The sequence below is a fragment of the Lapidilactobacillus dextrinicus DSM 20335 genome, assembly GCF_001436095.1.
Lineage (GTDB): Bacteria > Bacillota > Bacilli > Lactobacillales > Lactobacillaceae > Lapidilactobacillus > Lapidilactobacillus dextrinicus.
Window position 1 is genome coordinate 19,019 of record NZ_AYYK01000003.1, and the last position, 25,093, is coordinate 44,111.

The window sequence follows — 25,093 nt, forward strand, 5'->3', positions numbered from 1 at the left end:
AGACCCCGCTTATTTAACCCGCCAAGAAACAAGCCCGAAAAATGCGGTTTTCTTTTTAACTGGCTTAACTTTTTTCTTAAAAACTGTCGTTGCTCCTGTGGCTGCTTCAGTTTGAAGTTGAACTAAGCGCATAAAATCAAGTAATGCTTTATTTAGGTTAGCTAATCGCGAGCCTTGCCGAACATCTCGATCATCCACCATTAAAACCGGAATATGCGCTGTTGCCATTTTTGAGCGTAACTTTTTTAAAGACACTTCAGGATGTTCACTAACCACAATCATGCCGTCAATTCTGCGCTCAATATTAGGCAGTGTTTTTTGATCCAATTGGGCAAAACTTCCAAATAAGAAACGAATTTCGTAATCTACTAATGGACGATATTGCAATAAATTGACAATCGTAAAGGTCCGCCGTAACGCGCGAATACCTGACTGAGTTTGCCATTGTTCAAAAACTTGTGTAAATTGGGGATCCTGATGATCCGCACCTATCACTAATATTTCAATATCTTTGTCACTACTTTTGCCAGTTGGTAATAAGCTAGAGCGATAAGCGCGTAACCAATCAAGTGATAATAATTCGCCACGTAGTCGCTCAAAAGCAAGTACACCATCCATCTTACCAAAAATATCATTTGGTAAATCAATTAACATAGTGGGATAGTCAACCATTAAAGCCCTTTTCTCTTCAGTCCGATAACGAACTTGTGGCGCCACCAAAATAACGTCAAATACTTGACCGAAATCAAAAGCATTATAAAGTTGCAACGCATCAATTGCACCGTAAGCAAATAATAAGTCGTTATTGTCTAGCACTGCTTCAGGATCGTGCAAAGCCGTTTGGACATCTGTTACTGTTGCTTTTAAATTAGGATCCGTGGTATTAACCGCTGTAACAATTCGCTGACAAAACAAACTAGAACTACCGCCACCTGCACAACCAACAAAAATAAACATTTTGTCTCCCTTAAGCATTTTAATAAGTGCATCTTAGCACAAAAAACGTGCTCTAGCCATGTCGCTAGTCAGTTGATTAAACTGATCAGCAAACAAGCTAAAACACGTTTTAATTAAATTAAGCTATAACTTGTTGAATAAACTTGTCGAAGGCAGCCTGACCGACAGCTGTTCGTTTAAAGACACCTGCGTCTTCAAGTACTCGGGCGAAAATATGACCCACATCTTCACGGACAATTTGTTCCACATTATCCGTAGTCAGTTGGCTAGCATATTTTGCTTTTAGTTGATCAGCCCAAGGTTGGTGTATCGCTGCAATTTGATTAGGTTGATCTAACAAGTATTTACCGACTTCTGTCAACTCATTAAGCAACCGGCCCGGTAGAATGGCCAAGCCCATCACTTCAATCAACCCAATATTTTCCTTTTTAATATGCTGAACATCTTGATGAGGATGGAAAATACCGTCAGGATAAGCTGTTGACGTTTGGTTGTCTCGTAAAACTAAATCTAATTGATATTCACCATCAATTTTATTAGCAATTGGTGTAATTGTATGGTGCGGTGTGCCATCTGCGTCATGGGCAATAATCGATTGTGATTCATCCGAATAATTTTGCCATTGCGCTAAAATCGTCGTGGCCGCGTTAATGAGTTGCGCCTGATTCGCGCCTGTTAAACGAATAACTGACATTGGCCATTTAACAACGCCCAGTTTAATCTCTGGGTAAGCAGGCCACTGGAATTCTCGCTCCACTTGTGCCTGATTCATCGGAAAGACATGACGACCACCTTGATAATGTTCATGACTTAGCATTGAACCGCCAACAATTGGTAAGTCCGCATTGCTGCCAACAAAATAGTGAGGAAACTTGGAAATAATAGCAAATAAATTGCAAAACGTCTGCCGATTAATATGCATCGGTTCATGAACCGAATCAAGAAAAATACAATGCTCATTGAAATAAGCATACGGCGAATATTGAAAGCCCCAAGTTTGACCATTCAAATTAAATCGAACGATACGGTGGTTACTACGAGCGGGATAATTCAGGCGACCACGATAACCTTCATTGGTCATACACAATTGGCAAGCCGGATAACTTAATGGTGCCGCTGTGGCCGCTGCGGCAATTGCTTTGGGATCTTTTTCAGGTTTAGAAAGGTTGATCGTAATTTCTAAATCACCATATTCAGTCGCCACGGGAAATTTAATATTCTTAGCAATCTGAGCAGTTTTGACATAATCATTAGCCGTCGACAAGTGATAGAAATATTTAGTAGCCGCTTGAGATGATTCCTGATATAGGTTCCAGAAATGTTGATTAACATAACTTGGTGGTGGCGTGATTAAATTCAATAATTGTGCTTCTAAAATTTCTCGAGCAGGTTGATTATCAGCAATAGCTTGATGCTCAACAGCATAATCAACTAATTGATTAGCTAATTCAATTGGTTGATTAGTCGCTATACCCACAACTTCGTCAAAATCGTCAGCGCCAATTAAAGTCAAAATTTGATTTTGCAAATAGACGCGATCTAAATCTTGGAACTGCGAATTATTTTTTAAAATTTCTGTTACAAACGGTGTGACTAAACTTGTCTGACGCATGATGTCAACATACTCCTAAATTAATTAAAAATGAGAAACAACCTCTTAATTTAAAATAGTGAATCTAAAACGAGTTTAATTTTTTGAATTAATTATTCGATGATCAAATCTTGATCAACAATTTTATGTGGACCATCCGCAATCTTAGCTCGGTAAAAACCGGCATCGTAGCCGATTGTCTCACGATAAATTGCACCAACTTTTTCGATAAAATCGGGAATATTAGCAGATTTCACAACAGCAATAGCACAACCACCAAAACCGGCTCCAGTCATACGAGCACCTAAGACGCCAGGTTGTTGCCAAGCCGTATGAGCAAGTGTATCTAATTCAACGCCCGTCACTTCATAATCATATTCAAGTGAAACATGAGAAGCATTAATTAATCGACCAAACTTCTCTAAATCACCATCAGTTAACGCCTTAGCAGCGGTAATAGTGCGTTGATTTTCTAAGACAGCATGGCGGGCACGTCTAATTAAGATCTCATCATTAATGGCGTAGCAATATTCATCAAAGCTTTCGGCATCTAGGTCACCCAAAGATTTAATTGCCACTACTTTTTGCAAACGTGCTAATGCTTCTTCACATTCTGCACGACGCTCATTATATTTACTGTCACTTAATGCCCGTGGCTTATTGGTATTCATAATCACAATTTCATAGTCATCTAAGGCAATTGGATAATATTGATAATCCAAAGTATTCGTATCCAAGAAGATGGCCTGATCTTTCTTACCCATACCAATGGCAAATTGATCCATAATTCCTGAATTGACACCAATGTATTGATTTTCAACTTGTTGACCCAACTTAATAAGATCTAATGGTGTTTTACCAAGTTGATAATAAGCATTGATAATAGTACCCGTTAATAATTCGATTGAACTTGATGAGGACAAACCTGATGCGGCTGGCAGATTACCATAGAAGTAAATATTCAAGCCGTGCTTAAAATCAACACCAGCTGCTTGAAGCAAGAAGAACTCACCCTTAACGAAATTAGTCCAATCATCATCTTTATTAAAAGCCAATTGATCTAAATCAATTTCATGAACACCCTGGCTTGCAAAATTTGCAGAATACAAATGTAATTGATGATCTGTGGTCGGACTAACAGCAGCATACGTTCCTAAGCTAATTGCCGCTGGAAAAACATGACCGCCATTGTAGTCTGTATGTTCACCAATTAAGTTAATACGGCCAGGTGCGAAATAATTTGCGTCAACTTTTGCATCAAAAATTTCAGTGAATTGCGTATTAATCTCTGCTAATTGCATATCTCATTCTCCTATTTATCGAAACCGTTAGGATGTTGTTCCGTCCAGAGCCAAGCAGTCGCGATAATTTTTTCAATGTCATCGTATTTTGGTTCCCAATGCAAGATTTCACGTGCTTTTTGTGATGAAGCAATTAATGTACTAGGATCGCCAGGGCGACGATCAGCAATTTCATAAGGAATTTCTTTTTTAGTAGCTTTGCGAGCTGCTTCAACAATTTCTAAGTTAGAAAAACCAGTTGCTGAGCCTAAGTTAAATTGATTAGAATCATGACCAGCTTCAAGATATTGAAGTGCTAAAATATGAGCGTCAGCTAAATCAACGACATGAACATAATCACGAACGTTAGTACCATCTTTAGTTGGGTAATCGCCACCAAAAATTTGTAGTTTTTCACGTTTGCCACTAGCAACTTGTAACACAATTGGAATTAAGTGTGATTCAGGACGGTGATCTTCACCAATTGAACCATCAGCTTTAGCACCTGCAACGTTGAAGTAACGTAAGGCAACCCATTTCAAGCCATGCGCAACATCTTGCCAATGAGCAAACTTCTCCATCGTTAACTTGCTTTCACCATAAGGATTAGTTGGTTCTTGTGGTGTTTTTTCTGTAATTGGAATCTCTTTTGCTTCGCCGTAAGTAGCTGCTGTTGAAGAGAAGACCAATTGTTTAACATTAAATTTGTTCATAACTTCCAATAATACGATGAAACCATAATCATTGTTGTCAAAATACTTCAATGGATCTTTCATGGATTCTGCGACTAATGAAAAAGCAGCAAAATGAACAACACCCGTAATATCTTCTTTAGTAAAAACTGATTCTAGAAATGCACGATCACGAAGATCACCTTCATAAAATTTAGCCTTTGAATTAACCGATTGACGATGACCTGTTACCAAGTTATCAACGACAGCAACGTCAAAGCCCTGTTCGATCAAACGATCAGTTGTATGTGAACCAATATAGCCAGCACCGCCGGTTACTAAAATTGTCATAGTAAACGCTCCCTTTTAGTAAATTATTTAGTTTTTACTAAATATTATCAACTTAGTTATACCACTGATTTGCTTGTTTAGTCAATTGTTTTCAGGTAAAATTCATTTTTGATTCCATTTGAAAAATTTACTAAATAAATTTATAATATAATCTATCTACTGCTCTATAACTACGTTATTCCATGTTGGAGGTAATCATTCATGGCTACGATTAAAGATATCGCCGAGAAGGCGGGCGTCTCACCTGCTACTGTTTCTCGCGTTCTAAACTATGATCCTGGTCTGTCTGTGACAGATAAAACAAAAAAAAGAATTTTTGAAGTAGCTGAGAATTTAAATTACCAACATAAAAAGAAAAGCAGTCGGTCAACCCAGAAAATCGCCATCCTAACCTGGTATAACGAGCAAGAAGAACTTGACGATATTTACTATCTCTCCATTCGCTTAGGCGCAGAAAATAAAATTCATGAAGCTGGATTTGAGCCGCAACAAATTGGCTTACAGCAACAAAATTTACCAACTAGTCCGGACTTTGCCGGTATGATTGCAATTGGCAAATTCAGTCAAAATCAAATCAAGCGTATTAAAGCAACGGGTTTGCCTACAACTTTCGTCGATTTTAATACCTTAAATTATGGCTTTGACAGTGTCACGACCAATTTTCATTACCCAGTGTTACAAATTATTGATCACTTCCAAAAAGTTGGTATTGATGATATTGGTATTTTGGCCGGCCAAGAAGTGACTAGTGATCAACAATTACGTTTAACTGATCTGCGTTACCAAACTTTCCGTAATATTTTACGTGACCGAAAATTATTGAACCCCGATTTTATTTTAAAAGGCAGTTTCAGCGTTGAATCTGGGCATCAAATGATGACTAAAGCCATTCAAGAATTAGGCGAACAATTACCGCACGCATTCTTTGCAGCCAATGATGCGTTAGCCATTGGTGCACTCCACGCTTTAAAAGAAAATCATATTGCAGTCCCTGAACGCGTTAGTATTATTGGTTTTAACGATAGTACCGTTGCTAAATATTTCTCCCCACAATTAAGTTCGGTTAAAGTAGATACTGAATTAATGGGACAAAAAAGTGTTGAATTGTTATTAGACCGCTTAGATTCACAACGAACAGTGCCTGTAAACTTAAATATTGGCACTGAATTAGTCTTACGAGAAAGCTCCAAATAAAAAAGCCCCTAGTTTATTTTTTAAACTGGGGACTTTTTGTTCTTCTTAATATTTATTAAATGCTTGCTACTACTTCGGCGCGGGTTGGAATTGAAGGAAAAGCACCAAGTTTTTGAACAGTTAACGCGGAAGCACGATTAGCGTAAACAATGGCTGCCTCCAAGTTAGAAAAGTCAGCATGTAATTCAGAAGCTAACGAGCCAATAAAGGTATCCCCTGCAGCGGTTGTATCCACGGCTGTTACCGTGACTGCAGGAATGATCTTATCAAAACCAGCTCGAGCCATAAAAACGCCGCGGCTACCTAACGTGATAATCACAACTTTAACACCCAGAGCAAAAAACTTATCTGCAGCAGCTCGCATAGAAGTTTCATTTGTAATCTCAATTCCTGTTAAATTAGCCGCTTCTGTTTCATTAGGAACAATAATATCTGTGAGTTGTAAAAGCTCTTCAGAGAGTGCTGCAGTGGCTGGTGCAGGGTTCAAAATTGTTATGGTCCGATTAGCTTGAGCGATTTCAAACGCTTGGATAGTGGCAGCTAGTGGTGTTTCAAATTGGGCCATAACAAAATCAGCTTGGATAATTAATGCTTGATTAGCTTTAACTTGGTCAGCAGAAACATCGGCATTGGCGCCAGCACTAATGATAATCGAGTTTTGACCAGTAGCCTGTAATAAAATATAAGCTTGCCCAGTGGCACTGCTGTTCATCACTTCGATGGCGTTAGTATTGACTTGATTGTCGCGTAGTTTGTTCAGCATCATCTGCCCATCTAAATCTTGACCTACCGCCCCAATAAAACTTGTCTGAGCACCAGACCGTGCTGCAGCAACGGCCTGATTAGCACCTTTTCCTCCTGCTGCAATTGAGAAATCTTGCATGCGAATCGTTTCGCCAGATTGTGGCAACTGATCAATTTGTAAAATCCGGTCGACATTGATACTACCTACAATCGTTACTTTGTTCGTCATTGTTATACCTCATTAAGTTAATTACTTCTATTTTACGCTAAAAATAATAACTTAAAAAGCAACTCTGATGAAAATTTCCAACTCTAATAGAAATAGACATAAAAATTCGGAACAAGTCATGACTTGTTCCGAATTTTTTTAGTGAATAACTATAATTGTGCTAATTTTTCAATTGGTTCAGTAATACCGTTTTTAAAAACATATGATCCGGCAACCAAGACATTAGCGCCAGCAGCAACACATAAACGCCCGGTTTGGTCAGTAATACCGCCATCAACTTCAATATCATAATGATAGTGATTGTCACGTCGTAATTGCTCTACTTGAGCAATTTTCGTCGTCATTTTTTCAATAAACTTTTGCCCACCAAAACCAGGACTAACAGTCATGACTAAAACTTGATCAACAATTGGCAACAAGTCTTGATAAGCAGCAATGCTTAACGCTGGATCAAAAGCGATACCCGCCTTTTTACCTAACTTGTGAATTTCTTCAATTAAACGATATGGATGGCGTGTGGTTTCCGGATGAAATGTCAAAAGATCACCACCCGCCTGCGCAACATCAAGTACAACTTGTTCGGGATTCTCAACCATAATGTGGCAATCCAAGACTAAATCTGTTTGTGCACGTAACTCTTTGACAAACTTATCCCCAAAGTTAATATTGGGAACATAATGACCATCCATAATATCAACGTGCAAATATTCAGCTGCACTCTTTTCAATTGTGGTAATTTGATTTTTTAAATCAAATAAACTAGCGCTTAACAGTGATGGTGCTACAATAATCGACATCTTGATTCACCTCGTTAATTTACTGACCATAAAAACCCACCAAATCCGCTGAGATTGGTGGGCTAAGTTTTTACCTACTTAGAATAATAGTGTTTCAACTTAATTAAAGGATTATTTAAGTGGTTCCCACTGCCATTCTTCAACTTCAGGAATATCCGTACCATAGTCACGAATATAAGCATTGTGGTAAGCAACCTTATCATCCATCTTTTGAGCAAAGCCAGCAGCTTTAGGACCATAGACAGCCAAAGCAGCTTCTTTAGAAAGGTCAAAACGATCTAATTGATTGACAACACGCATATCAAATGGTGTTGTGATATCACCGTTTTCGCGATAACCATGAATATGAAGGTTATGGTTGTGGCGATCAAAGAAGATATCACGAATTAAACCTTCAAAGCCATGGAAAGCAAAGACAATTGGCTTGTCAGTTGTAAAGTAATTGTCGAATTCTTCATCACTTAAACCACGAGGGTTAACTTTTGGTGATTGTAATTTCAACAAATCAACAACGTTAATGAAACGAATCTTCATCTCTGGATATTGTTTGTGCAAGATAGAAATTGCAGCTAAGCTTTCCCAGTTAGGTTCAGTACCAGCAGCGGCAAAGACAATATCAGGTTCTTCACCATTATCAGTACTTGCCCAATCAATGATCTTTAAACCATTATTGACAAGGACATCAGCTTCTTCAGCAGAATACCATTGTGGACGTGGGTGTTTAGAAGTCACAATAAAGTTAATCTTTTCTTCAGTTGCAAAAGCTTTATTAGCAACTGCTAACAGTGTATTAGCATCAGCTGGCAAATATTCCCGAATATATTCAGGTTTCTTATCAGCCAAGTGACCTAATAGACCTGGATCTTGATGAGTATAACCATTATGATCTTGTTGGAATGAAGTTGAGGTATCAATAATGTTCAATGAAGGATATTTCTTACGCCAAGGTAATTCATTGGCCTTACGTAACCACTTGAAGTGTTGTGTAAGCATTGAATCCACAACTCGTAAGAAAGCTTCGTAACTTGAGAAGAAGCCATGACGACCAGTTAAAACATAACCTTCCAAGAACCCTTCAGCTTGATGTTCAGATAATTGTGAATCAATGATCCGACCAGCAGGTGCAACAAATTCATCATTAGGTTTATGAATCGGTTCCAACCATTGACGCTCACTAGCTTCAAATATTGGTGCTAAACGGTTAGACATTGTTTCATCAGGACCAAAGACACGGAAGTTATCTGGATTCTTCTTAATCACATCACGTGTCCATTGACCAAAGATATTCATATCTTGAGCAATAATCTTACCATGTTCTGAATTATCTAAAGCATAGTCGCGCCAATCGGGTAATTTCAACGGACGCGGATCAATACCACCGTTTGTAATTGGATTGGAAGCCATCCGGTTCTCACCATCTGGAGTCGTTGCTTTGATTTCTGGTTTTAAGGCACCAGTTTCATCAAACAATTCTTCTGGCTTGTATGATTCTAACCAATCAACTAATTTATCAGCATGTTGCATGTCATTTTGGTCAACAGGAATTGGAATTTGGTGAGCACGGAATGAATTCTCAATCGGTTCGCCATCCCATTCTTTAGGACCAGTCCAGCCTTTAGGAGCGCGGAAGATAATCATTGGCCAGATTGGGCGCGTTGTATCATTGTTCTCACGAGCATTCTTTTGAATTGCTTTGATCTTTTGAATAGCCTCATCCATAGCCTTAGCCATTGCTGGGTGCATCTTGTCAGGATCGTCGCCTTCAACAAAAATTGGTTCCCAGCCATTACCTTCAAAGTACTTAGTCAATTCTTCATTAGACTTGCGGGAGAGAATGGTTGGATTAGAAATTTTGAAACCATTTAAGTTTAAGATTGGTAATTCTGCACCATCATTAATTGGGTTAATAAAGGTTGTTGACATCCATGAAGCAGCTAATGGACCAGTTTCAGCTTCACCGTCACCAACGACAGAAACAGCAATCACGTCAGGGTTATCAAGAATTGCACCAACACCATGAGAGACAGAGTAACCTAATTCGCCACCTTCATGCATTGATCCTGGTGTTTCAGGAGCAGCATGAGAAGCAACACCGCCTGGGAATGAGAACTGTTTGAATAACTTGCCCATACCCTCTTCATCCTCAGTAATATTAGGATAAATTTCAGAGTATGTGCCATCCAAATAGGCATTTGAAACCATGACTTGGCCACCATGACCTGGGCCTTCAATATAAAACATATTTAAACCGTATTTTTTAATAACTCGATTTAAATGTGTGTAAATAAAGTTTTGACCAGCAATAGTACCCCAGTGACCAATTGGATGAACTTTAACATCGCTTGCCTCTAAAGGATGACGTAACAATGGGTTAGACTTTAAATAAAGTTGACCAACTGAAACGTAGTTAGCAGCACGCCAGTATTCATTCATTAACTTAAGATATTCCGGTGAATCATAATCGACAGTATTTTTAACTGAATCCATGATTTTCCTCCCGCTCTTTTAAGCTCAAATTCAATAATAATTATCAATTAACTTAACATCTATATCATACTAAAAAACAAGAAAAAGTCAACCATTTAATTTATTGGGTCGTACCAATCTTAAAAACACTGATAAATTAATCAATGCAGCGCTTAAATTATATAAAAATCCACTAACAGAGTCATTCTTTTTGTTTATCCAGCAGCTACCGATAAAGCAACTGAAAAATTTGAACTAATCGACTTATTGATAAATAACACCGGCATAACGCTATTGAATAATGGAACAAGATCATTTTTCAAGTGACATTTACAAAAACAGCATTGCAATTAGCCTTAAGCTAACCACGATGCTGTTTTTTAAGTTTAATCTTCACCTAATGTGACAAAAGTATTGTATTTCATATATTGATAATGGAGTCGCATCCGCGAATATTCAAACGGCGTGCCATCATCTAAGAAGAAAATACCAGCCATAACACCAACAGGCTCAACGGGTTTTAATTGTAATTCTTGCTGATCTTCTTCTGTTGATGGTTCAGCGGAGATGGTTAAATAAGATTTAGTAACGGATTGATTCTTTTCGGCTTGTAAATAATTAAAAATCGACCCCGAAACAATCTCTCGCGTTAATTCAGGCATGATTTTAATGGGAATATAACCAGTTTCGATCATAAAAGGTTGGTCATCAAACAGACGAAGACGTTTAATTTCATAGACAAAATCATCATGATTCAAAAATAAATCCCGTCGTAATTCTTTATCAGGCTTAATAACTTGGAAATCCAACAACTTAATTCCTGGTTTACGACCGTTCATTTGAAAACTATCTGTTACCCCAAGATTAGAGCCATTATTATAATGGAAAACGGAACGATTCTTTAGATAAAGTGGATTAATAAATGTACCAGAACCACGCTTTTTAAAAACAACACCTTGATCGGCTAAAATATTCAAGGCACGCTTAACTGAACTGCGGCTGATTTCATATTGCTCACTTAATGAGCGTTCATCAGGCAGTTTAAGTGACGGATATTCCCCGGCCATAATATTCTTCTTTAAAGTTGTTAAAAGCCGATGATAAACTAAATCAGCCATAGAAAACATCCTTTGATAATTAATTTTGGATAAGACACCGATTCAACTACGAATCGCGTGTCAATATTGATAACCGTACTGACTTATCTTACTTAACTTTCTCCAGTTTTGCAAAAAAATCGCCAGTAGTATTCTTAACTAGCGTTAAGTATTTTGACGCCACCACTTAGAATCACACTCCATGAGCAACCTTACGCCAGCGCGACGAAGAGCAACAAAACAGTTCTCGGTTTTCAAGAAGATCAATATTGAGATTCTAGTATCATTATTCTAACTTGCGTTTTTCTTGTTTAAAAACAAGCAATCTTTTATTCTGAAAATAAAGGCAACCTTGTGAGCAGGAGGAATAAAGATGGCGAAAAAGATTGAACTCGTACTGCTATTACTTACTTCACTGACCCTGGGCGCTTGCAGTGAAGAACAAGCCAATTCTAAACCAAGTATTGAATCTAAACAGGCAACCTCATCAAGTAAACAAGCTACTCGTTCTATTGAAGAAGGCGCAATTGACGAAGAAGCATTAACTTTAAGCACTACAAACGGCCAAAAGCTCAGTTTATTAATGCATGAATTCAACTGGAATAATTTGATCATTAGTGAAATAGTCGCTGAAGTTGAAGAGCAAGAATTACAACTGGACTTAACTTGGTACAATCGCACGAATGAAGTTGCATACTTTGCAGAAGCACTTAAAATTCAAGTTTTTCAAAATGGTGAAGAATTAACCCTAATTGACTATGATGATTTAGACGAACCACTATCTCCTAACGATAGCGAAGATGTGGAATTTGACTACCGTTTAAACAATTTAACGCAACCCCTAGAAGTGAAAGTAGCAGCCAATAATGGTGATAATGCCCATATTTTAAATATTGATTTAAAAGAATGACTTATTGTGATCTTTGCCCCACTGTTTTGTTGCGGTAAAATATGATTAAGTTTATTTAATCAAAACTGCTAAGGAGCCAATCGATGGCAAACTCATATATGATGTCAATTGACGAAGGAACAACTAGTACACGCGCGATTATTTTTGATCATCAAGGTCAAAAAGTAGCAGAAGCACAAAATGAGTTTCCCCAATACTTTCCACAACCGGGCTGGGTCGAACACAACGCCAACGAAATTTGGAATGCTGTTTTATCTACGATTGCCAGTACGTTTATTAATTCTGGAATTCAACCAACCCAAATTAAAGGGATTGGCATTACTAATCAAAGAGAGACAACCGTTGTTTGGAATAAGCAAACCGGACTGCCCATTTATAATGCCATCGTCTGGCAATCACGCCAATCTAGCGACATCGCCGAACAATTAAAGCGTGACGGTTATGACGACTTAATTCACGAAAAAACTGGCCTAGTCATCGACGCTTATTTCTCAGCAACTAAAATTCGGTGGTTATTAGATCATGTACCTGGTGCGCAGCAACAAGCAGAAAATGGCGACTTATTGTTTGGCACAATTGACTCGTGGTTGGTTTGGAAACTAACCGGTGGTGCCGTGCACGTCACTGACTATACTAATGCTAGTCGCACGATGTTATTTAATATTCACGATCTAAAATGGGATCAAGATATTTTAGATTTGCTCAATATTCCAACGGCCATGTTGCCGGAAGTACGATCTAACTCGGAAGTTTACGGCGAAACCATGCCTTATCACTTCTATGGTAGTCGCGTACCAATTGCTGGTATTGCCGGTGATCAACAAGCTTCTTTATTTGGACAACTAGCTTTAGACGACGGCATGGTTAAAAACACCTATGGCACCGGTGCTTTTATTGTAATGAATACAGGTACTAAGCCTACTTTATCCTCTCATCATTTATTAACGACGATTGGCTACGGCCTTAACGGTGAAATTCATTATGCGTTGGAAGGATCAGTTTTTGTCGCCGGTTCAGCAATTCAGTGGCTACGCGATAGCATGGGATTATTAAACACCGCGCCAGAATCTGAACTCGCGGCTAAAAACTCGCAAAGTCTTGATGAAGTTTACGTCGTCCCAGCTTTTACTGGTTTAGGAGCACCTTATTGGGATAGTGAAGCCCGTGGAGCCGTTTTTGGTATGACTCGTGGAACAACCCGCGATGATTTTATTAAGGCCACTTTGCAGTCATTAGCTTATCAAACCCGCGATGTTATTGATACGATGAATCAAGATACAGCTATCAAGATCCCGATGCTACGTGTTGATGGCGGTGCCGCTAATAATGATTATTTGATGCAATTTCAAGCTGATATTCTCAACATCCCGATTGAGCGTGCCAATAATCTAGAAACAACAGCTTTAGGTGTAGCGTTTCTGGCTGGTTTAGCTGTCGGCTACTGGGAAAACATTGATGAGTTACGGCATGTCTACCAAAGTGGTCAGACATTTTTGCCAGTTATGGATGCTACGCGACGTCAACAGCTTTATCAAGGCTGGACTAAAGCTGTTAAAGCGACGCGATTATTTGAATAATCAAAACTAAAATACGATTAAAGTAAGGAACGTTGATGATGGAAAAAATAACTTGGCGTAAAGACGAAAAAAATATTTATCCATTGAAAAAAAACACCAACAATAACCACGTTACCACCGCAAAATTTCATTACGATTACCGGCCAGGGTAATCCTAACGGTCCAGAATTTGCTGCAAAAATTCAGGCACTTTATCCGGTTAGTTATGCAATTCGGATGGCCCCTAAAAAAGGAATTGCTTTCCCCGGCGCCTTTGATTACACCGTATATCCACTAGAGGGCTTTTGGACTTTACCAGTAGGCCATCGGGAAGGTCCTTTGGATAAGGACTTCTTACAATATAAAATCATGATTAAACAACCTAGTTTCGTCACATCTGAAATTTTCGAGCAAGCCTTAGAACTCGCCCACGAAAAAGTCGATCCCCAATTATTAACGCAGTTAAAATTCGAAACTATTGATGAGGGTTTAGTCGCTATGATTTTGCACACCGGTGCTTTTGACGACGAACCTGTTAGTTTTGCTAAACTCGCCGACTTTATTGAAGCCAGCGGCTACCAGCGGACCAGCATGGACCACAAGGAAATTTACATTTCCGATTTTCGCAAAGTAGCAGAAGCCAAACGCAAGACGATTTTACGAGTGGGAATTGAGAAGAAAAAATAAAAAATTAGATTAAGGAATTCAGACAGTTAAGCCTGTTGAAGTGAATCAATGCTAACAATTAATGTTGGAACGTATAATATTGCAGCTGGTAAGTTGCCAGATACTCAGGCCATTAATAGATTACTTCGATTAAACAAGTTAGCTGTTGTCGGTTTGCAAGAAGTCGATCAATTTACTGCTCGAAATCATTATTCGATGACCTCAGCTATTGCTGAAGATACTTATCATCATTTCTTCACGAAGGCCATCGATTTAGAGCGCGGTACTTATGGTATCGCCTTATTGTCTGATCAAAATATCATAACTCCGAAATATGCCGCTTACCACGCTTATGGTTTAGAACGCCAAGTTTGGCAAAAAATAACGTATTCATTAACCACCAGCCTCAAAATTGCGATCTATAATACCCATCTATCATTCGAAAACATTCAGCTAAGAAAACAACAAGTAGCTGAACTTCTTATGGTGCTGAAAAACGATCCCAATCCTTATAAAATTATTTTGAGTGATTTTAATATGGATCAAAACCACGATGAATGGGAACCATTCAAGTTTTCGTATATCCTAGCTAATGGTGTGCAACAATGGTTTGAAACTTTTAATGACCGGGATGAAAATATGAACAGCTATGAAATTGATAATATTATCCTCAGTAAAAATTTGAAATTACTAAACGCTACTGAGCAACCACAAATTTTATCCGATCATAATCTATTGACTGCTAAAATTTGCCTGAACGAATTTGGTTTGAAGAATCCCTCCAACACCGATTAAAATAAAACGCTAAATCCAAAATTTGGATTTAGCGTTTTATTTTTTTAGATCATTTTCAAGCTGAATTTTGACATTTTTTTACCATCAACATTAAACGGACTATCTGCTAGTTCTATATCTGTTCAATAGTGTTCCCAAGACCTTTGAAAAACAAAAGCTAAATAATAGCCCGATTAAAACAGAACGGGCACCATAAGTTAACAAGCCAATTAGTAAAACACTCCAATTCAAATAATTCAGCAGTTTGGCGACAGATAGACTGGGCCATTTACGATTCAATAAGATGGCAATAACGTCTAATCCTGCTGTTGAAGAGTTTTCGGAGATACATAAAAAGTAGCCTAAAGAAATCAGGACAACGGCCAAAACGAATTGTAGCCAAATTGGCCATGACAATTTCAGTGACCACGCAGAAAATAAGTTAAAGCAAACTAAATAGAAACAGCTACTAAAAATCGAAGAGATGAAGAAATGGCGGCCTAACTTCCACCAACCCATTAACAATAGCAAAATCGTTAAAACGTTGGTTGCTGTTGTAATACTGACATGGAACAATTGATAAACAATTAATGACAGGCTAGTTACACCACCGTTAATAATTTTATTAGGAACCATCAGATGAGCGTAAGCAAAACCAAGAATAACATTAGCCAGCGCGATTTTTAAATAAGCAAAAATAAACTGTTTATGACGCAACGTTAACTCCTTATTGAGCATGTAAAACTGCCTCTACTGGAAAATGATCGGAGACAAACTTCCGATCTAATGAATCAGTGATGACAGCCGTTTTGTCAACTATAAAGCCCTTAGTATAGATGTAATCAATGTTTTCTAAATTTTGCCAATCAATATCATAATTAAAATCTTCAAAGGTACCATTGGGACCGTAATGCTTAATATCGGCTAAAAATCTAGCATTGGCAAAATCACTTAGTAATTCATGGACCGATTCATCAAGCTCAGCATTAAAATCTCCCATGATAATCGTATTGTATTCAACAATTTTCGGTGCCAATTCTTTTAACATTAGTTGCATACCTTGATAGCGTGCCTCTTCGGACTCGTTATCAAGATGGACATTAATCACCATAAATTGTTTACCACTTGCCTTATTCTTTAAAACTGTCCATAAGCAGACTCGTTTAAAAGCTGCATTGGGATGAATACTTGGTCGATCTGGCGTCTCCGATAGCCAAAATGCACCGTGGTCAAGACAGTCAAACATCTTTGGTTTAAAAAGAAGCGCTAGCCCTTCACCAGTACCGTCTCCTTCTCTTTCTTTAGATAAGATTTGATATTCCGTTAATTGTTTTAAATCTTGCACTTGATTAGGTTTAACTTCTTGTACAGTTAATAAATCCCAGTCGTGATAATCAATTAATGATATTAGACCTGATTTTCGATCGTTCCAGCTCCAATCGACATCAACATCAGTATCTACTCGAACATTATATGTTGCGATTCTCATATTAATCCTCTTCACTTTATAAAATTTATGTCATTGAATTTTATGCTTTAACTGCTACTACAAAAGCCTCATATGGTCGCAGTTGAAGTGAAATATTCTTACCCATCTCCGCTAATGATAAGTCTGAATAATCACTAATAATCACTTTTTCAACATCATCCGTCAAATTAAATTCGTTTATCTGATCAGAAAAATTGCAAACAACTAACCATTTTGCGTTTTCTAATTGACGATAATAAGCAAACACTTCAGTTTTAGTATCTTCGAGCAGTTTAAAATTACCTTGACTTAATATCGGATTACTTTTTCTTAGCTTAATTAACTTTTGGTAGGTATAGAAGATTGAGTTCTCGTTTGCTAGCTCTGCGGCAATATTGATCACTTGATAATTCTGATTTACTGCTAACCATGGCTTGCCTGTTGTGAAACCAGCATTCAATTCATCATTCCATTGTATGGGTGTTCTAGCGTTATCGCGTCCTTTAGCATTAATTGACGCTAATATTGCTTGTTTGGAATAACCCTCATTCAGTCTTTGTTGATACATATTAATAGTTTCAATATCATCTGCTTCAGAAATATCAGTAATTGGACGATTAGTCATGCCAATTTCTTCACCTTGATAGATATACGGAGTTCCTTGCATCATGTGTAGTAAGATAGCTAACATTTTTGCGCTAACAACTCGGTATTGCTTATCATTACCCCATCGTGACACAATTCGTGGTTGATCATGATTATTCCAAAATAAGCTATTCCATCCACTACCTGCTAATTCGACTTGCCACTTAACAAACACTTGCTTAAGCTTTTCTAAATTAAGGGGTGCTAAATCCCATTTTTCTTTGCCTAACTGTTGATCAATGGCCAAATGTTCAAACTGAAATACCATAGAAAGTTCATTTCTATCAGGTCCAGAATACTTTTTAGCATCTTCAACAGTAGCGCTACCAGCCTCGCCAACCGTCATTAGGTCTTTCTCTGCAAAAACACTACGATTCATTTCTTTAAGGTAATTATGCAGTTTGGGTCCATTTCCCGTAATCATTTTAAGTGGTTTTTTACCAATTAGATCAATGACATCCAGTCGAAAACCACCCACCCCTTTTTGAATCCAGAAATTGATCATTTGATAAATTTTTGTGCGCATTTTTTGATTTTCCCAGTTCAAATCAGGTTGTTGCTCACTAAATAAATGTAAATAATATTGATTAGTTATCCGATCATATTTCCAAGCCCTGCCGCCAAAAATTGATCCTAACTGATTGGGTGCATGATTGTTAATTGGATCAGCCCATACATAATAATCACGATACGGGTTTTCTTTACTTTTCTGAGCTTCAACAAACCAATGATGCTGATCAGAAGTATGGTTAAGCACCAGGTCCATAATAATACGAATACCTTTCTGTTTGGCTAATCGAATCAACTTTTCCATATCTTTCATGGTTCCAAAATCGGACAGGATTGCTTCATAATTGCTAATATCATAGCCGTTGTCAGTATTAGGCGATTGATAGACTGGGCACAACCAAATAGCTTGAATACCCAAAAATTGTAAGTAATCAAGCCGGCTGATAATACCTGGAATGTCCCCAATTCCATCACCATTTGAATCCTGAAAACTACGTGGATAAATTTGATAAACAACGGCTGTTTTCCACCACGGTTGTGTTTTTTCCATCCCATGCTACTCCTATCATCAGTAAACTTATACAATATATAAGAAGGGCGGGGGATTCTTATGAACACCCCACCTTCTTTTTAACTATTTATTTGCTTCTATTAAAACTGCAAACTAATTACTAATAACTAGCTAATACATCGGATTCAATATTGATTACCAATGAACCTTTATTAGTGGGATGAATCAGTTGCTCATTATCCTCAATCTCAATCCAGTAGTTTTGGCTTGGAAAAATTTTTTGTGTTGTTGGCACGGCAATAACGTCACTCAATTCATTAATCTTAAAAATTAATTCTTGATTTTCAGTGTAGCGTAATAATTCGGCAGTTGAATAAACGATGGTTACCCCTGCTACTTTGAGATTCTGCGGTAGCATTAACCCATCACGCCCGTGAATTGTTATCTTATGACGATTAAACAAGCCTGCAATTTCAAAATGTACCTCCGTATCCAATGTGTTCAACAAATGAATAAACGATCCTTGATCAACATCAGTTTGAAAGGCCAAAATATTGTCTTGATTTGGCATTAGTTTAAACTCTGGCACAATTTGATTTTGAGCTAATAACTTAGTATAGAATACTGGATCAAATCGTAATTCCGTGCAAATAACGTCAATACTACCTTGCCCGTATGGTATTGTAGCCGCAACAATTTGTTTGCTCTGAATTTCTTGTAAAAACGCTTGACCATTTTTGTAAGTGAATGTTTGGTAATACTCAACCCGTACCTCAGACATATCTTGATTCCAGTTTAGTCCTTGAACGCTCGGAAATAATCGTGGCGTTTCTTCGACAACCATACCAGGCATAACTCCTAGTTGGTCAATCAAAGTATGACAACTTTCCCCAACTAAATCATATTCTGGCAATTCACCAATTAACAATACATGACCACCATCTTGAATATATTGCACCAACAATTGCTGAGTTTTAGCCGCCATATAGCGACTACTCAAATAAACCATTATTGGTGTTTTCTTAGGATCCGGTATTTCTTGCTTTAAATCAATGGCATCATAATTGAACTTTGCTGATAGTAAATTTTTAAGCACATTGTTCCAAGGTCGTTTGGCACGATTCATAGAAAGATTGTTAACATATTCGTTAGAAATATGGCTATTTGGATAATAATACTCAGTCATAAAATCATCAATATCAAAACCAATGGCTAATTTTGTAGGTTTCACAGTAGTTCGACTCAATAATTCATGATTGTGAAGCGCCTCTTGATTAATCTGGGTAATCCGCGGATAAGCATAACTTATCTTTCCTTCGGGATTAACTATTGCACCGAAGCCATGACGCCAACCATGAATTCCAACTCGAGAATTACCATCTGCCTGATAAACCTCTAAGCTACGATTATACCCACCAGAGAATAAATAATAATTCAACACCTTAGTACCCTCGGCTAATTGTAACCGTGTTTTTAAAGGAATAGCGGAGGTCTCTTTTTGACTTTCAAGATGATCAGTATTGTTTCCAGTACTTGCATTAAATTCTAATGACGAAAGTGGCCAATTACGACCAGTCGCCGACATTAACTTATTAAGTGTATACAAATGTGTAGCTGTGGTTAAATCAAAATCACCAAAATAAACATCCGTACCCACAAGAACATTATCCAAAGTAAAGGTGTCATATAACTGACTGATTCCGATTGGGAAAGTTTCCCCAAGTCCTTGGTCAGTACCATGTACATTAATTAAATAGGGTATCTCTACAATGTTAATTTCAATTAGCGTGTCAATCAAGAATTGGAAATAATCTTTATAGCGTGTACGCATAAACAAACTCAAATCAAAACGAATCTGTAACGCAGTAGATTCTGTTGGTGCTGCAACTAAGTTCTTAAACTGAGTGAGATTATCTTTCTTACTGTAACAATTTGGAAGAATACGAGGCGCAGCATAACGATTATCAAGCCAATTTGAGAAATCAGAAATCGTTTGATCAGTAATATCTGGCGAATGACTGACCCAACTTAACATTCCTACTTCATTATCTAATTGCACACCGATAATCGGACCACCGTTTGGATGAAGAAATGGCTTAAGCACGTTGCCAATTGCTTGCATCCATTTTTTAGCATCCCGACGATAACCTCGATTACTGTAATCGATTGTCGATGTAGTAACCATCTGACCATCCCATGTATTAGGAATAGCATCAGGATTTTTTTCTCTAACCCAGTATGGAATCCCTTCATTCTTGAGTTCTGCCATAATAAAAGGACCGGGGCGTGCAATTAAATATAAATCCAATTTTTGAACCAACCTGATGAAGCCGATGAGATCTTGATTTGCTTTTTTGTGCCCATCAAAGTCGTATTCACCTTCAACTTCTTCATGTATAATCCAAGGAATATATGTTGATACTGTATTCATACCTGCTGTTTTTAGCTCAACTAGTGTCTCTTCCCATCGTTCAACAGGAATTCGGAAATAGTGAACTTCACCAGCAATGATTAGTTGTGCTTTACCATCAATTTGAAATTCATTTTTTGACATTTTTATCATTTAATTTTTTCTCTCCTAGAGAGTTACGATGGATCACCTTGCTCTGAATTAATTTATCTGTTGGTTCACCAGAGCTACTAATCATTTCAAGTAAAGTTTCGGCAGCAAGTTCACCCCAATGATGCTTAGAATAATCAATGGTCGTTAATGGTGGTGTTAAATATCTACCAAGTTCATCGTTATCAAAACCGATAATTTTAACCTCTTTACCTGGATGTAAACCATACTCTGGCAAGACCTCATAAAGACCAATCGCTAACTCATCATTAAGTGCAAAAATACCAACATTGTCTAGTCCCATGGATGCGATTGACTTAGCAGCCTTTCGACCGCCTTCAACTGTAAAATTACTGGAAATCACAATAACTGGCTTGCCGGTTGATTTTTCAACTTCAGCTATTGCAGTTTGCATTCTAATTATTGAATCCCTAGAATCACTTGGACCAGTTACTAGTATAAAATGTTCAACCTTCGACTCGATTAATGCATTAACAGCCTGATGTGCACCCATTTCATCATCCAATAAAACTTGTCGAACATTAGGAATAGATAACTCACGATCCATTACAACGATTTGATGACCAGAATTAGCATAGTCGGTAATAATATCTGTTGGAAAATTCGAATCAAGTACAATCGCGCCATCAACTAAGTTCTGTGGTATAAACGAGCGCGAACGACTACCACCTGAACCAACAATCAACTCATAATGGTTCTCTTTTAGTTTTTGCGCAATCCCATCGATAACATGGCTATAAAAGTCACCGCCAAAATCTGAGACATACATTCCGACAATATTAGTTTTTTGATTTTTCAACATACGTCCAGCGAGGTTAGGCGTATAGTTCATTTCTTTGGCAATTGCTTTAATTCTTTCCCGCGTTTGCTCTGTTACTTTAGAACTACCATTTAAGGCATACGAAACTGTCGAAATCGAAACCCCCGCTTTATCCGCAATTTCTCGTATACCCATGATGATAACCTCCTGTTATTTATCAGATTGAACGTTGAATCCTTGTAAGATATATTTTTGGAAAATAAGAAAAATAATGATAATTGGAATAACCATAAATGATGAACCAGCCATTTGTAAACCGTAATCCGTTGTATGTTGGCCCTGTAGTAATTGAAGCCCAACTGACAAGGTATAATATTTCTGATCACTAGCAACAATCAATGGCCAGAGAAAGGCATTCCAACCGCCAATAAAGGTTAAAATACCCTGAACTGCAAGTACCGGGCGTGAAATTGGAATAATAATATGCCAGAAAATATACCACTCACTCGCGCCATCAAGTCGGGCCGCTTCCAGAATTGAATCTGAAATATTCGACATAAATTGTCTAAATAAGAAAATAGCAAAAGCGCCTGCTAACCCCGGCAAGATAATACCTAACAGCGTATTTGTTAACTTCATTTGATTTAAAATTAAATAAACGGGGATCATTGTCACTTGTCCAGGAATCATCATGGTTGACAATACAGCCAAGAACAAAACATTATGTCCCTTAAAATGAAACTTTGCAAAGCCATAACCTGCCATCGCATTGAAAAATAAACCAAGAAAAGAACACGCTGTAATAATCAAGGTGTTTTTCAAGTATTGACCAAAATTACCACTAACAAATAAATTTTGATAATTTTGCAATGTCCAATGATGAGGCAAAAAGTTTTGCGTCATTTGCGAAATTTCTGCGTTGGTCTTAAAAGACGAAAGAAACATCCATAAGAATGGCAGGATAGTTAAAAAACCCCAAATCGCCAAAATTGCACCAACAATTACCTTAGATTGTTTACTTGTTTCACGTACTTCAGAGTTCATCAGAGCGCCTCCTATTTCCCTTGTTGTTTGCGTTGCAGCTTAAACTGAATCATTGTTGCAACAACAATTGCCGCAAACATTATGAATGATCCAGCAGCGGCATAACCAAAGTTACTGTTTTGGAACCCATTTTGATAAACAAACAACGCGACCGAATTAGTACTGTTTAACGGCCCGCCTTTCGTCATAACAAACGGTTCGTCGAAGAATTGGAACCAACCAATTAAGGTTGTAACAGTAACAAAGAAAATAGAAAAGCCTAATGAAGGAATTGTGATATGAAGTGTTTGCTTCCACCAATTAGCACCATCTAATTCAGCAGCCTCATATAGTGAACGTGGCACCCCCTGCAATGCAGCAAGAAATATCAACATATTTAAGCCCACGGCTTTCCAGACAGCTAAGATAATTAAAGAAATTTTAGCCGTATTAGGATCCGTTAGCCAACCAATGGGCGCAATGCCAATCTTACTTAACATGTCATTAACCAGTCCCGTACTTGGATTGTACATGTAAGTCCAAACAACTGCAACGGCGACTGTATTAGTGATAGAGGGTGTATAGAAGATTAAGCGCATCAATTTGAAAAATTTATTTTGTCCAAAATTTATCATAATTGCTGCAGCAAGTGATAAAACAACAACTAATGGAACACCAATAATAACGTAATAACCCGTATTAAGAATTGATTGAATAAATGCGGAGTCCTGGAAAAGTTGTTTATAATTGCCTAATCCAATAAAGTGTAGTTGTGACAGATCACCCAACCCCGTGATATCCAAGCCTGTGAAACTAATAATTAGCGCAATAAAAATTGGAATAATTGAAAAAGCAAACAATAAAATTAACGCGGGTAATACGAATGTATAAGGCGTCATTTTTTCGCGAAATGTTTTACCACTCATTTTACGGAACTCCTTTCAATGAAAAATCCCGTTGTTGCCAACAGGATTTTTTGTAACTACTTCTAAGTTTACTTGTTTAGTAACTCTTCAGTCTGTTTATTAAAACTATCCATTGTCTTTTGTGGGTCAGCTTTATTTAATGAAACTTGTTCCCAATACTTAAGATAGTTAACACCGATTTGATCCCATTGCTTAATTAAGGGCATTGGTTTTGAATTATCCAACTGCTTGCGGAACACTTGAATCTTTTCATCGCTGAGAGACTTATCAGACCATGCTGATTTCAATGTTGGCATTGAATCGCTGTTCTTGTAATAAGTCAGTTGATTTTCTTTCTTAGACATAAACTTGAGTAACTTCATTGCATTAGACTTATTCTTGCTATAATTGAAGATTGCTAAGTCGCCGCCACCCATGTTTGAAACATTGCCATCTTTACCAGCTGGTAGTGTAGCAACGCCCCATTGACTATCTTTAAGACCTGCATCTGATTTGATACCCGCCATCATCCATGGACCAGAAACGAACATTGGTACAGGACCGTCACCACCAAATGACTGACCAATTGACATTTTGGTATCTTGTTTTGGCGAAGCGCCATTCTGAATAAACTTATTTAGATACTCAACTGTTTCAACCATTGGTTTTTTGTTAAATTCTGGTTTATTATCAACAAGTAATTTAGATCCATTTTGGCGAGCAAACATGAAACCAAATGCTGCATCGGCACCATCTACGTTAAATCCGTACATGTTTTTACCGCGTTTTGATAATTTAAGAGCTGCATCATATAATTGATCCCAAGTTTTTGGCGCACTATTATAACCAACCTGTTTCAATAAATCCTTTCGATAATAAAGAACACGAGTTTCTGTATACCATGGAACAGCATAATATTTGCTATTAAACTTAGTCGTTTCTTCAGAACCTGAGAAGAACTTGCTTGGGTCCAACGCACTATCTTTTTTAACCGCACTTGTAATATCCATCAAGGTTTTAGAGCTAACATAATTTGGCATTGAAGTTGTTCCCATTACCATTACATCAGGACCTGTTTTTGACGCTGCAGCTGTTAACAGCTTATCGTTATATTGACTCCAAGGAATGCTTTGGATTTTTACTTTAACGCCTGTTTGCTTTGTAAACTTATTAATGATTGGTTTAACGGCAGTATCTGCATCACCGCCATACCAAAATGTAAGTGTTTCTTTACCACTATCCTTGCTTGAAGATGAAGAATTACCACACGCCCCAAGTAACAATGAGCTTGCCGCAACAGTTAATGCAATACCCAATACTTTCTTTAAATGCATTTCGTATCCCTCCGTAAGACATAATTGATCGAAACGTTTCTATAAATCAGTATAACCATTTTGCAACCGATTA

At 37.6% G+C, this 25,093-nt stretch carries 21 protein-coding genes; 5 read left to right on the top strand and 16 right to left on the bottom strand.

Annotated features, from left to right (window positions below; all coding sequences use genetic code 11):
• Nucleotides 1-9: 9 nt before the first annotated feature.
• The 4 genes from FC84_RS02005 to galE form a co-directional block, all read right to left on the bottom strand.
• Nucleotides 10-957 (bottom strand): hypothetical protein, encoded by a 948-nt coding sequence (locus FC84_RS02005; protein WP_057754600.1) that lies wholly within the window; start codon nucleotides 955-957, stop codon nucleotides 10-12.
• Nucleotides 958-1,075: 118 nt separating this feature from the next.
• On the bottom strand, nucleotides 1,076-2,569 hold the full coding sequence (locus tag FC84_RS02010) for a UDP-glucose--hexose-1-phosphate uridylyltransferase (protein ID WP_057754601.1): 1,494 nt from the start codon (nucleotides 2,567-2,569) through the stop codon (nucleotides 1,076-1,078).
• Between the two features lie 92 nt (nucleotides 2,570-2,661).
• Nucleotides 2,662-3,849, bottom strand: coding sequence for a galactokinase (locus FC84_RS02015; protein ID WP_057754604.1), 1,188 nt, complete (start codon nucleotides 3,847-3,849; stop codon nucleotides 2,662-2,664).
• A gap of 11 nt (nucleotides 3,850-3,860) precedes the next feature.
• Nucleotides 3,861-4,850 carry a UDP-glucose 4-epimerase GalE gene (gene galE / locus FC84_RS02020; protein ID WP_057754605.1) on the bottom strand — a complete coding sequence of 330 codons (990 nt, stop codon included), beginning with the start codon at nucleotides 4,848-4,850 and terminating at the stop codon, nucleotides 3,861-3,863.
• A 201-nt stretch (nucleotides 4,851-5,051) separates the two neighbouring features.
• On the opposite strand from galE, the gene FC84_RS02025 reads away from it, so the two are divergent.
• Nucleotides 5,052-6,044 (top strand): LacI family DNA-binding transcriptional regulator, encoded by a 993-nt coding sequence (locus tag FC84_RS02025; RefSeq protein ID WP_057754608.1) that lies wholly within the window; start codon nucleotides 5,052-5,054, stop codon nucleotides 6,042-6,044.
• 55 nt (nucleotides 6,045-6,099) lie between these two features.
• Here the strand turns inward: FC84_RS02025 and rbsK are convergent, their stop codons facing one another.
• The 4 genes from rbsK to FC84_RS02045 form a co-directional block, all read right to left on the bottom strand.
• Nucleotides 6,100-7,017: a ribokinase gene (gene rbsK / locus FC84_RS02030; RefSeq protein ID WP_057754611.1), complete on the bottom strand. Its 918-nt coding sequence runs from the start codon at nucleotides 7,015-7,017 to the stop codon at nucleotides 6,100-6,102.
• A gap of 149 nt (nucleotides 7,018-7,166) precedes the next feature.
• Entirely contained in the window at nucleotides 7,167-7,814 is a 648-nt protein-coding gene (rpe, locus tag FC84_RS02035; protein WP_057754615.1) for a ribulose-phosphate 3-epimerase, read from the bottom strand.
• A 111-nt stretch (nucleotides 7,815-7,925) separates the two neighbouring features.
• A complete protein-coding gene (locus tag FC84_RS02040) occupies nucleotides 7,926-10,301 on the bottom strand; it encodes a phosphoketolase family protein (protein WP_057754618.1) in 2,376 nt (791 codons plus the stop codon).
• 365 nt (nucleotides 10,302-10,666) lie between these two features.
• Complete coding sequence (locus tag FC84_RS02045) at nucleotides 10,667-11,398, bottom strand: GntR family transcriptional regulator (protein WP_057754621.1); 732 nt, start codon at nucleotides 11,396-11,398, stop codon at nucleotides 10,667-10,669.
• A gap of 352 nt (nucleotides 11,399-11,750) precedes the next feature.
• On the opposite strand from FC84_RS02045, the gene FC84_RS02050 reads away from it, so the two are divergent.
• From FC84_RS02050 to FC84_RS02065, 4 genes are all read left to right on the top strand, one after another.
• Nucleotides 11,751-12,287: a hypothetical protein gene (locus tag FC84_RS02050; protein WP_057754624.1), complete on the top strand. Its 537-nt coding sequence runs from the start codon at nucleotides 11,751-11,753 to the stop codon at nucleotides 12,285-12,287.
• Nucleotides 12,288-12,370: 83 nt separating this feature from the next.
• Nucleotides 12,371-13,864: a glycerol kinase GlpK gene (glpK, locus tag FC84_RS02055; protein ID WP_057754627.1), complete on the top strand. Its 1,494-nt coding sequence runs from the start codon at nucleotides 12,371-12,373 to the stop codon at nucleotides 13,862-13,864.
• 135 nt (nucleotides 13,865-13,999) lie between these two features.
• Nucleotides 14,000-14,530, top strand: a complete 531-nt coding sequence (locus FC84_RS02060; protein WP_318655625.1) for a GyrI-like domain-containing protein — start codon at nucleotides 14,000-14,002, stop codon at nucleotides 14,528-14,530.
• Between the two features lie 48 nt (nucleotides 14,531-14,578).
• Nucleotides 14,579-15,304, top strand: coding sequence for an endonuclease/exonuclease/phosphatase family protein (locus FC84_RS02065; RefSeq protein ID WP_057754630.1), 726 nt, complete (start codon nucleotides 14,579-14,581; stop codon nucleotides 15,302-15,304).
• 99 nt (nucleotides 15,305-15,403) lie between these two features.
• On the opposite strand, the gene FC84_RS02070 is transcribed toward FC84_RS02065, so the two are convergent.
• From FC84_RS02070 to FC84_RS02105, 8 genes are all read right to left on the bottom strand, one after another.
• Entirely contained in the window at nucleotides 15,404-16,000 is a 597-nt protein-coding gene (locus tag FC84_RS02070) for a YitT family protein (RefSeq protein WP_236697749.1), read from the bottom strand.
• 10 nt (nucleotides 16,001-16,010) lie between these two features.
• The gene (locus tag FC84_RS02075; protein ID WP_057754636.1) at nucleotides 16,011-16,772 is read right to left on the bottom strand and encodes an endonuclease/exonuclease/phosphatase family protein; all 762 of its coding nucleotides are present in this window, start codon (nucleotides 16,770-16,772) and stop codon (nucleotides 16,011-16,013) included.
• Nucleotides 16,773-16,812: 40 nt separating this feature from the next.
• Nucleotides 16,813-18,456 carry a glycoside hydrolase family 13 protein gene (locus FC84_RS02080; protein WP_057754639.1) on the bottom strand — a complete coding sequence of 548 codons (1,644 nt, stop codon included), beginning with the start codon at nucleotides 18,454-18,456 and terminating at the stop codon, nucleotides 16,813-16,815.
• Between the two features lie 121 nt (nucleotides 18,457-18,577).
• Nucleotides 18,578-20,980 carry a beta-galactosidase gene (locus FC84_RS02085; protein ID WP_057754642.1) on the bottom strand — a complete coding sequence of 801 codons (2,403 nt, stop codon included), beginning with the start codon at nucleotides 20,978-20,980 and terminating at the stop codon, nucleotides 18,578-18,580.
• Complete coding sequence (locus FC84_RS02090) at nucleotides 20,958-21,953, bottom strand: LacI family DNA-binding transcriptional regulator (protein WP_225733064.1); 996 nt, start codon at nucleotides 21,951-21,953, stop codon at nucleotides 20,958-20,960. The genes FC84_RS02085 and FC84_RS02090 overlap by 23 nt, the downstream gene beginning before the upstream one ends.
• 15 nt (nucleotides 21,954-21,968) lie before the next feature.
• Nucleotides 21,969-22,802, bottom strand: a complete 834-nt coding sequence (locus FC84_RS02095) for a carbohydrate ABC transporter permease (RefSeq protein WP_057754648.1) — start codon at nucleotides 22,800-22,802, stop codon at nucleotides 21,969-21,971.
• Nucleotides 22,803-22,813: 11 nt separating this feature from the next.
• Nucleotides 22,814-23,707: a carbohydrate ABC transporter permease gene (locus tag FC84_RS02100; RefSeq protein ID WP_057754651.1), complete on the bottom strand. Its 894-nt coding sequence runs from the start codon at nucleotides 23,705-23,707 to the stop codon at nucleotides 22,814-22,816.
• A gap of 68 nt (nucleotides 23,708-23,775) precedes the next feature.
• The gene (locus FC84_RS02105) at nucleotides 23,776-25,020 is read right to left on the bottom strand and encodes a sugar ABC transporter substrate-binding protein (RefSeq protein WP_057754654.1); all 1,245 of its coding nucleotides are present in this window, start codon (nucleotides 25,018-25,020) and stop codon (nucleotides 23,776-23,778) included.
• Nucleotides 25,021-25,093 lie beyond the last annotated feature (73 nt).

Coding starts and splice junctions, on each gene's coding strand:
- FC84_RS02075 (WP_057754636.1), bottom strand. CDS start 16,772: ATGAGAATCGCAACATATAATGTTCGAGTAGATACTGATGTTGATGTC.
- FC84_RS02015 (WP_057754604.1), bottom strand. CDS start 3,849: ATGCAATTAGCAGAGATTAATACGCAATTCACTGAAATTTTTGATGCA.
- FC84_RS02085 (WP_057754642.1), bottom strand. CDS start 20,980: ATGATAAAAATGTCAAAAAATGAATTTCAAATTGATGGTAAAGCACAA.
- rbsK (WP_057754611.1), bottom strand. CDS start 7,017: ATGACGAACAAAGTAACGATTGTAGGTAGTATCAATGTCGACCGGATT.
- FC84_RS02010 (WP_057754601.1), bottom strand. CDS start 2,569: ATGCGTCAGACAAGTTTAGTCACACCGTTTGTAACAGAAATTTTAAAA.
- FC84_RS02080 (WP_057754639.1), bottom strand. CDS start 18,456: ATGGAAAAAACACAACCGTGGTGGAAAACAGCCGTTGTTTATCAAATT.
- galE (WP_057754605.1), bottom strand. CDS start 4,850: ATGACAATTTTAGTAACCGGCGGTGCTGGCTATATTGGTTCACATACA.
- FC84_RS02065 (WP_057754630.1), top strand. CDS start 14,579: ATGCTAACAATTAATGTTGGAACGTATAATATTGCAGCTGGTAAGTTG.
- FC84_RS02050 (WP_057754624.1), top strand. CDS start 11,751: ATGGCGAAAAAGATTGAACTCGTACTGCTATTACTTACTTCACTGACC.
- FC84_RS02105 (WP_057754654.1), bottom strand. CDS start 25,020: ATGCATTTAAAGAAAGTATTGGGTATTGCATTAACTGTTGCGGCAAGC.
- FC84_RS02100 (WP_057754651.1), bottom strand. CDS start 23,707: ATGAGTGGTAAAACATTTCGCGAAAAAATGACGCCTTATACATTCGTA.
- rpe (WP_057754615.1), bottom strand. CDS start 7,814: ATGTCGATTATTGTAGCACCATCACTGTTAAGCGCTAGTTTATTTGAT.
- glpK (WP_057754627.1), top strand. CDS start 12,371: ATGGCAAACTCATATATGATGTCAATTGACGAAGGAACAACTAGTACA.
- FC84_RS02090 (WP_225733064.1), bottom strand. CDS start 21,953: ATGGGTATACGAGAAATTGCGGATAAAGCGGGGGTTTCGATTTCGACA.
- FC84_RS02005 (WP_057754600.1), bottom strand. CDS start 957: ATGTTTATTTTTGTTGGTTGTGCAGGTGGCGGTAGTTCTAGTTTGTTT.
- FC84_RS02040 (WP_057754618.1), bottom strand. CDS start 10,301: ATGGATTCAGTTAAAAATACTGTCGATTATGATTCACCGGAATATCTT.
- FC84_RS02025 (WP_057754608.1), top strand. CDS start 5,052: ATGGCTACGATTAAAGATATCGCCGAGAAGGCGGGCGTCTCACCTGCT.
- FC84_RS02095 (WP_057754648.1), bottom strand. CDS start 22,802: ATGAACTCTGAAGTACGTGAAACAAGTAAACAATCTAAGGTAATTGTT.
- FC84_RS02045 (WP_057754621.1), bottom strand. CDS start 11,398: ATGGCTGATTTAGTTTATCATCGGCTTTTAACAACTTTAAAGAAGAAT.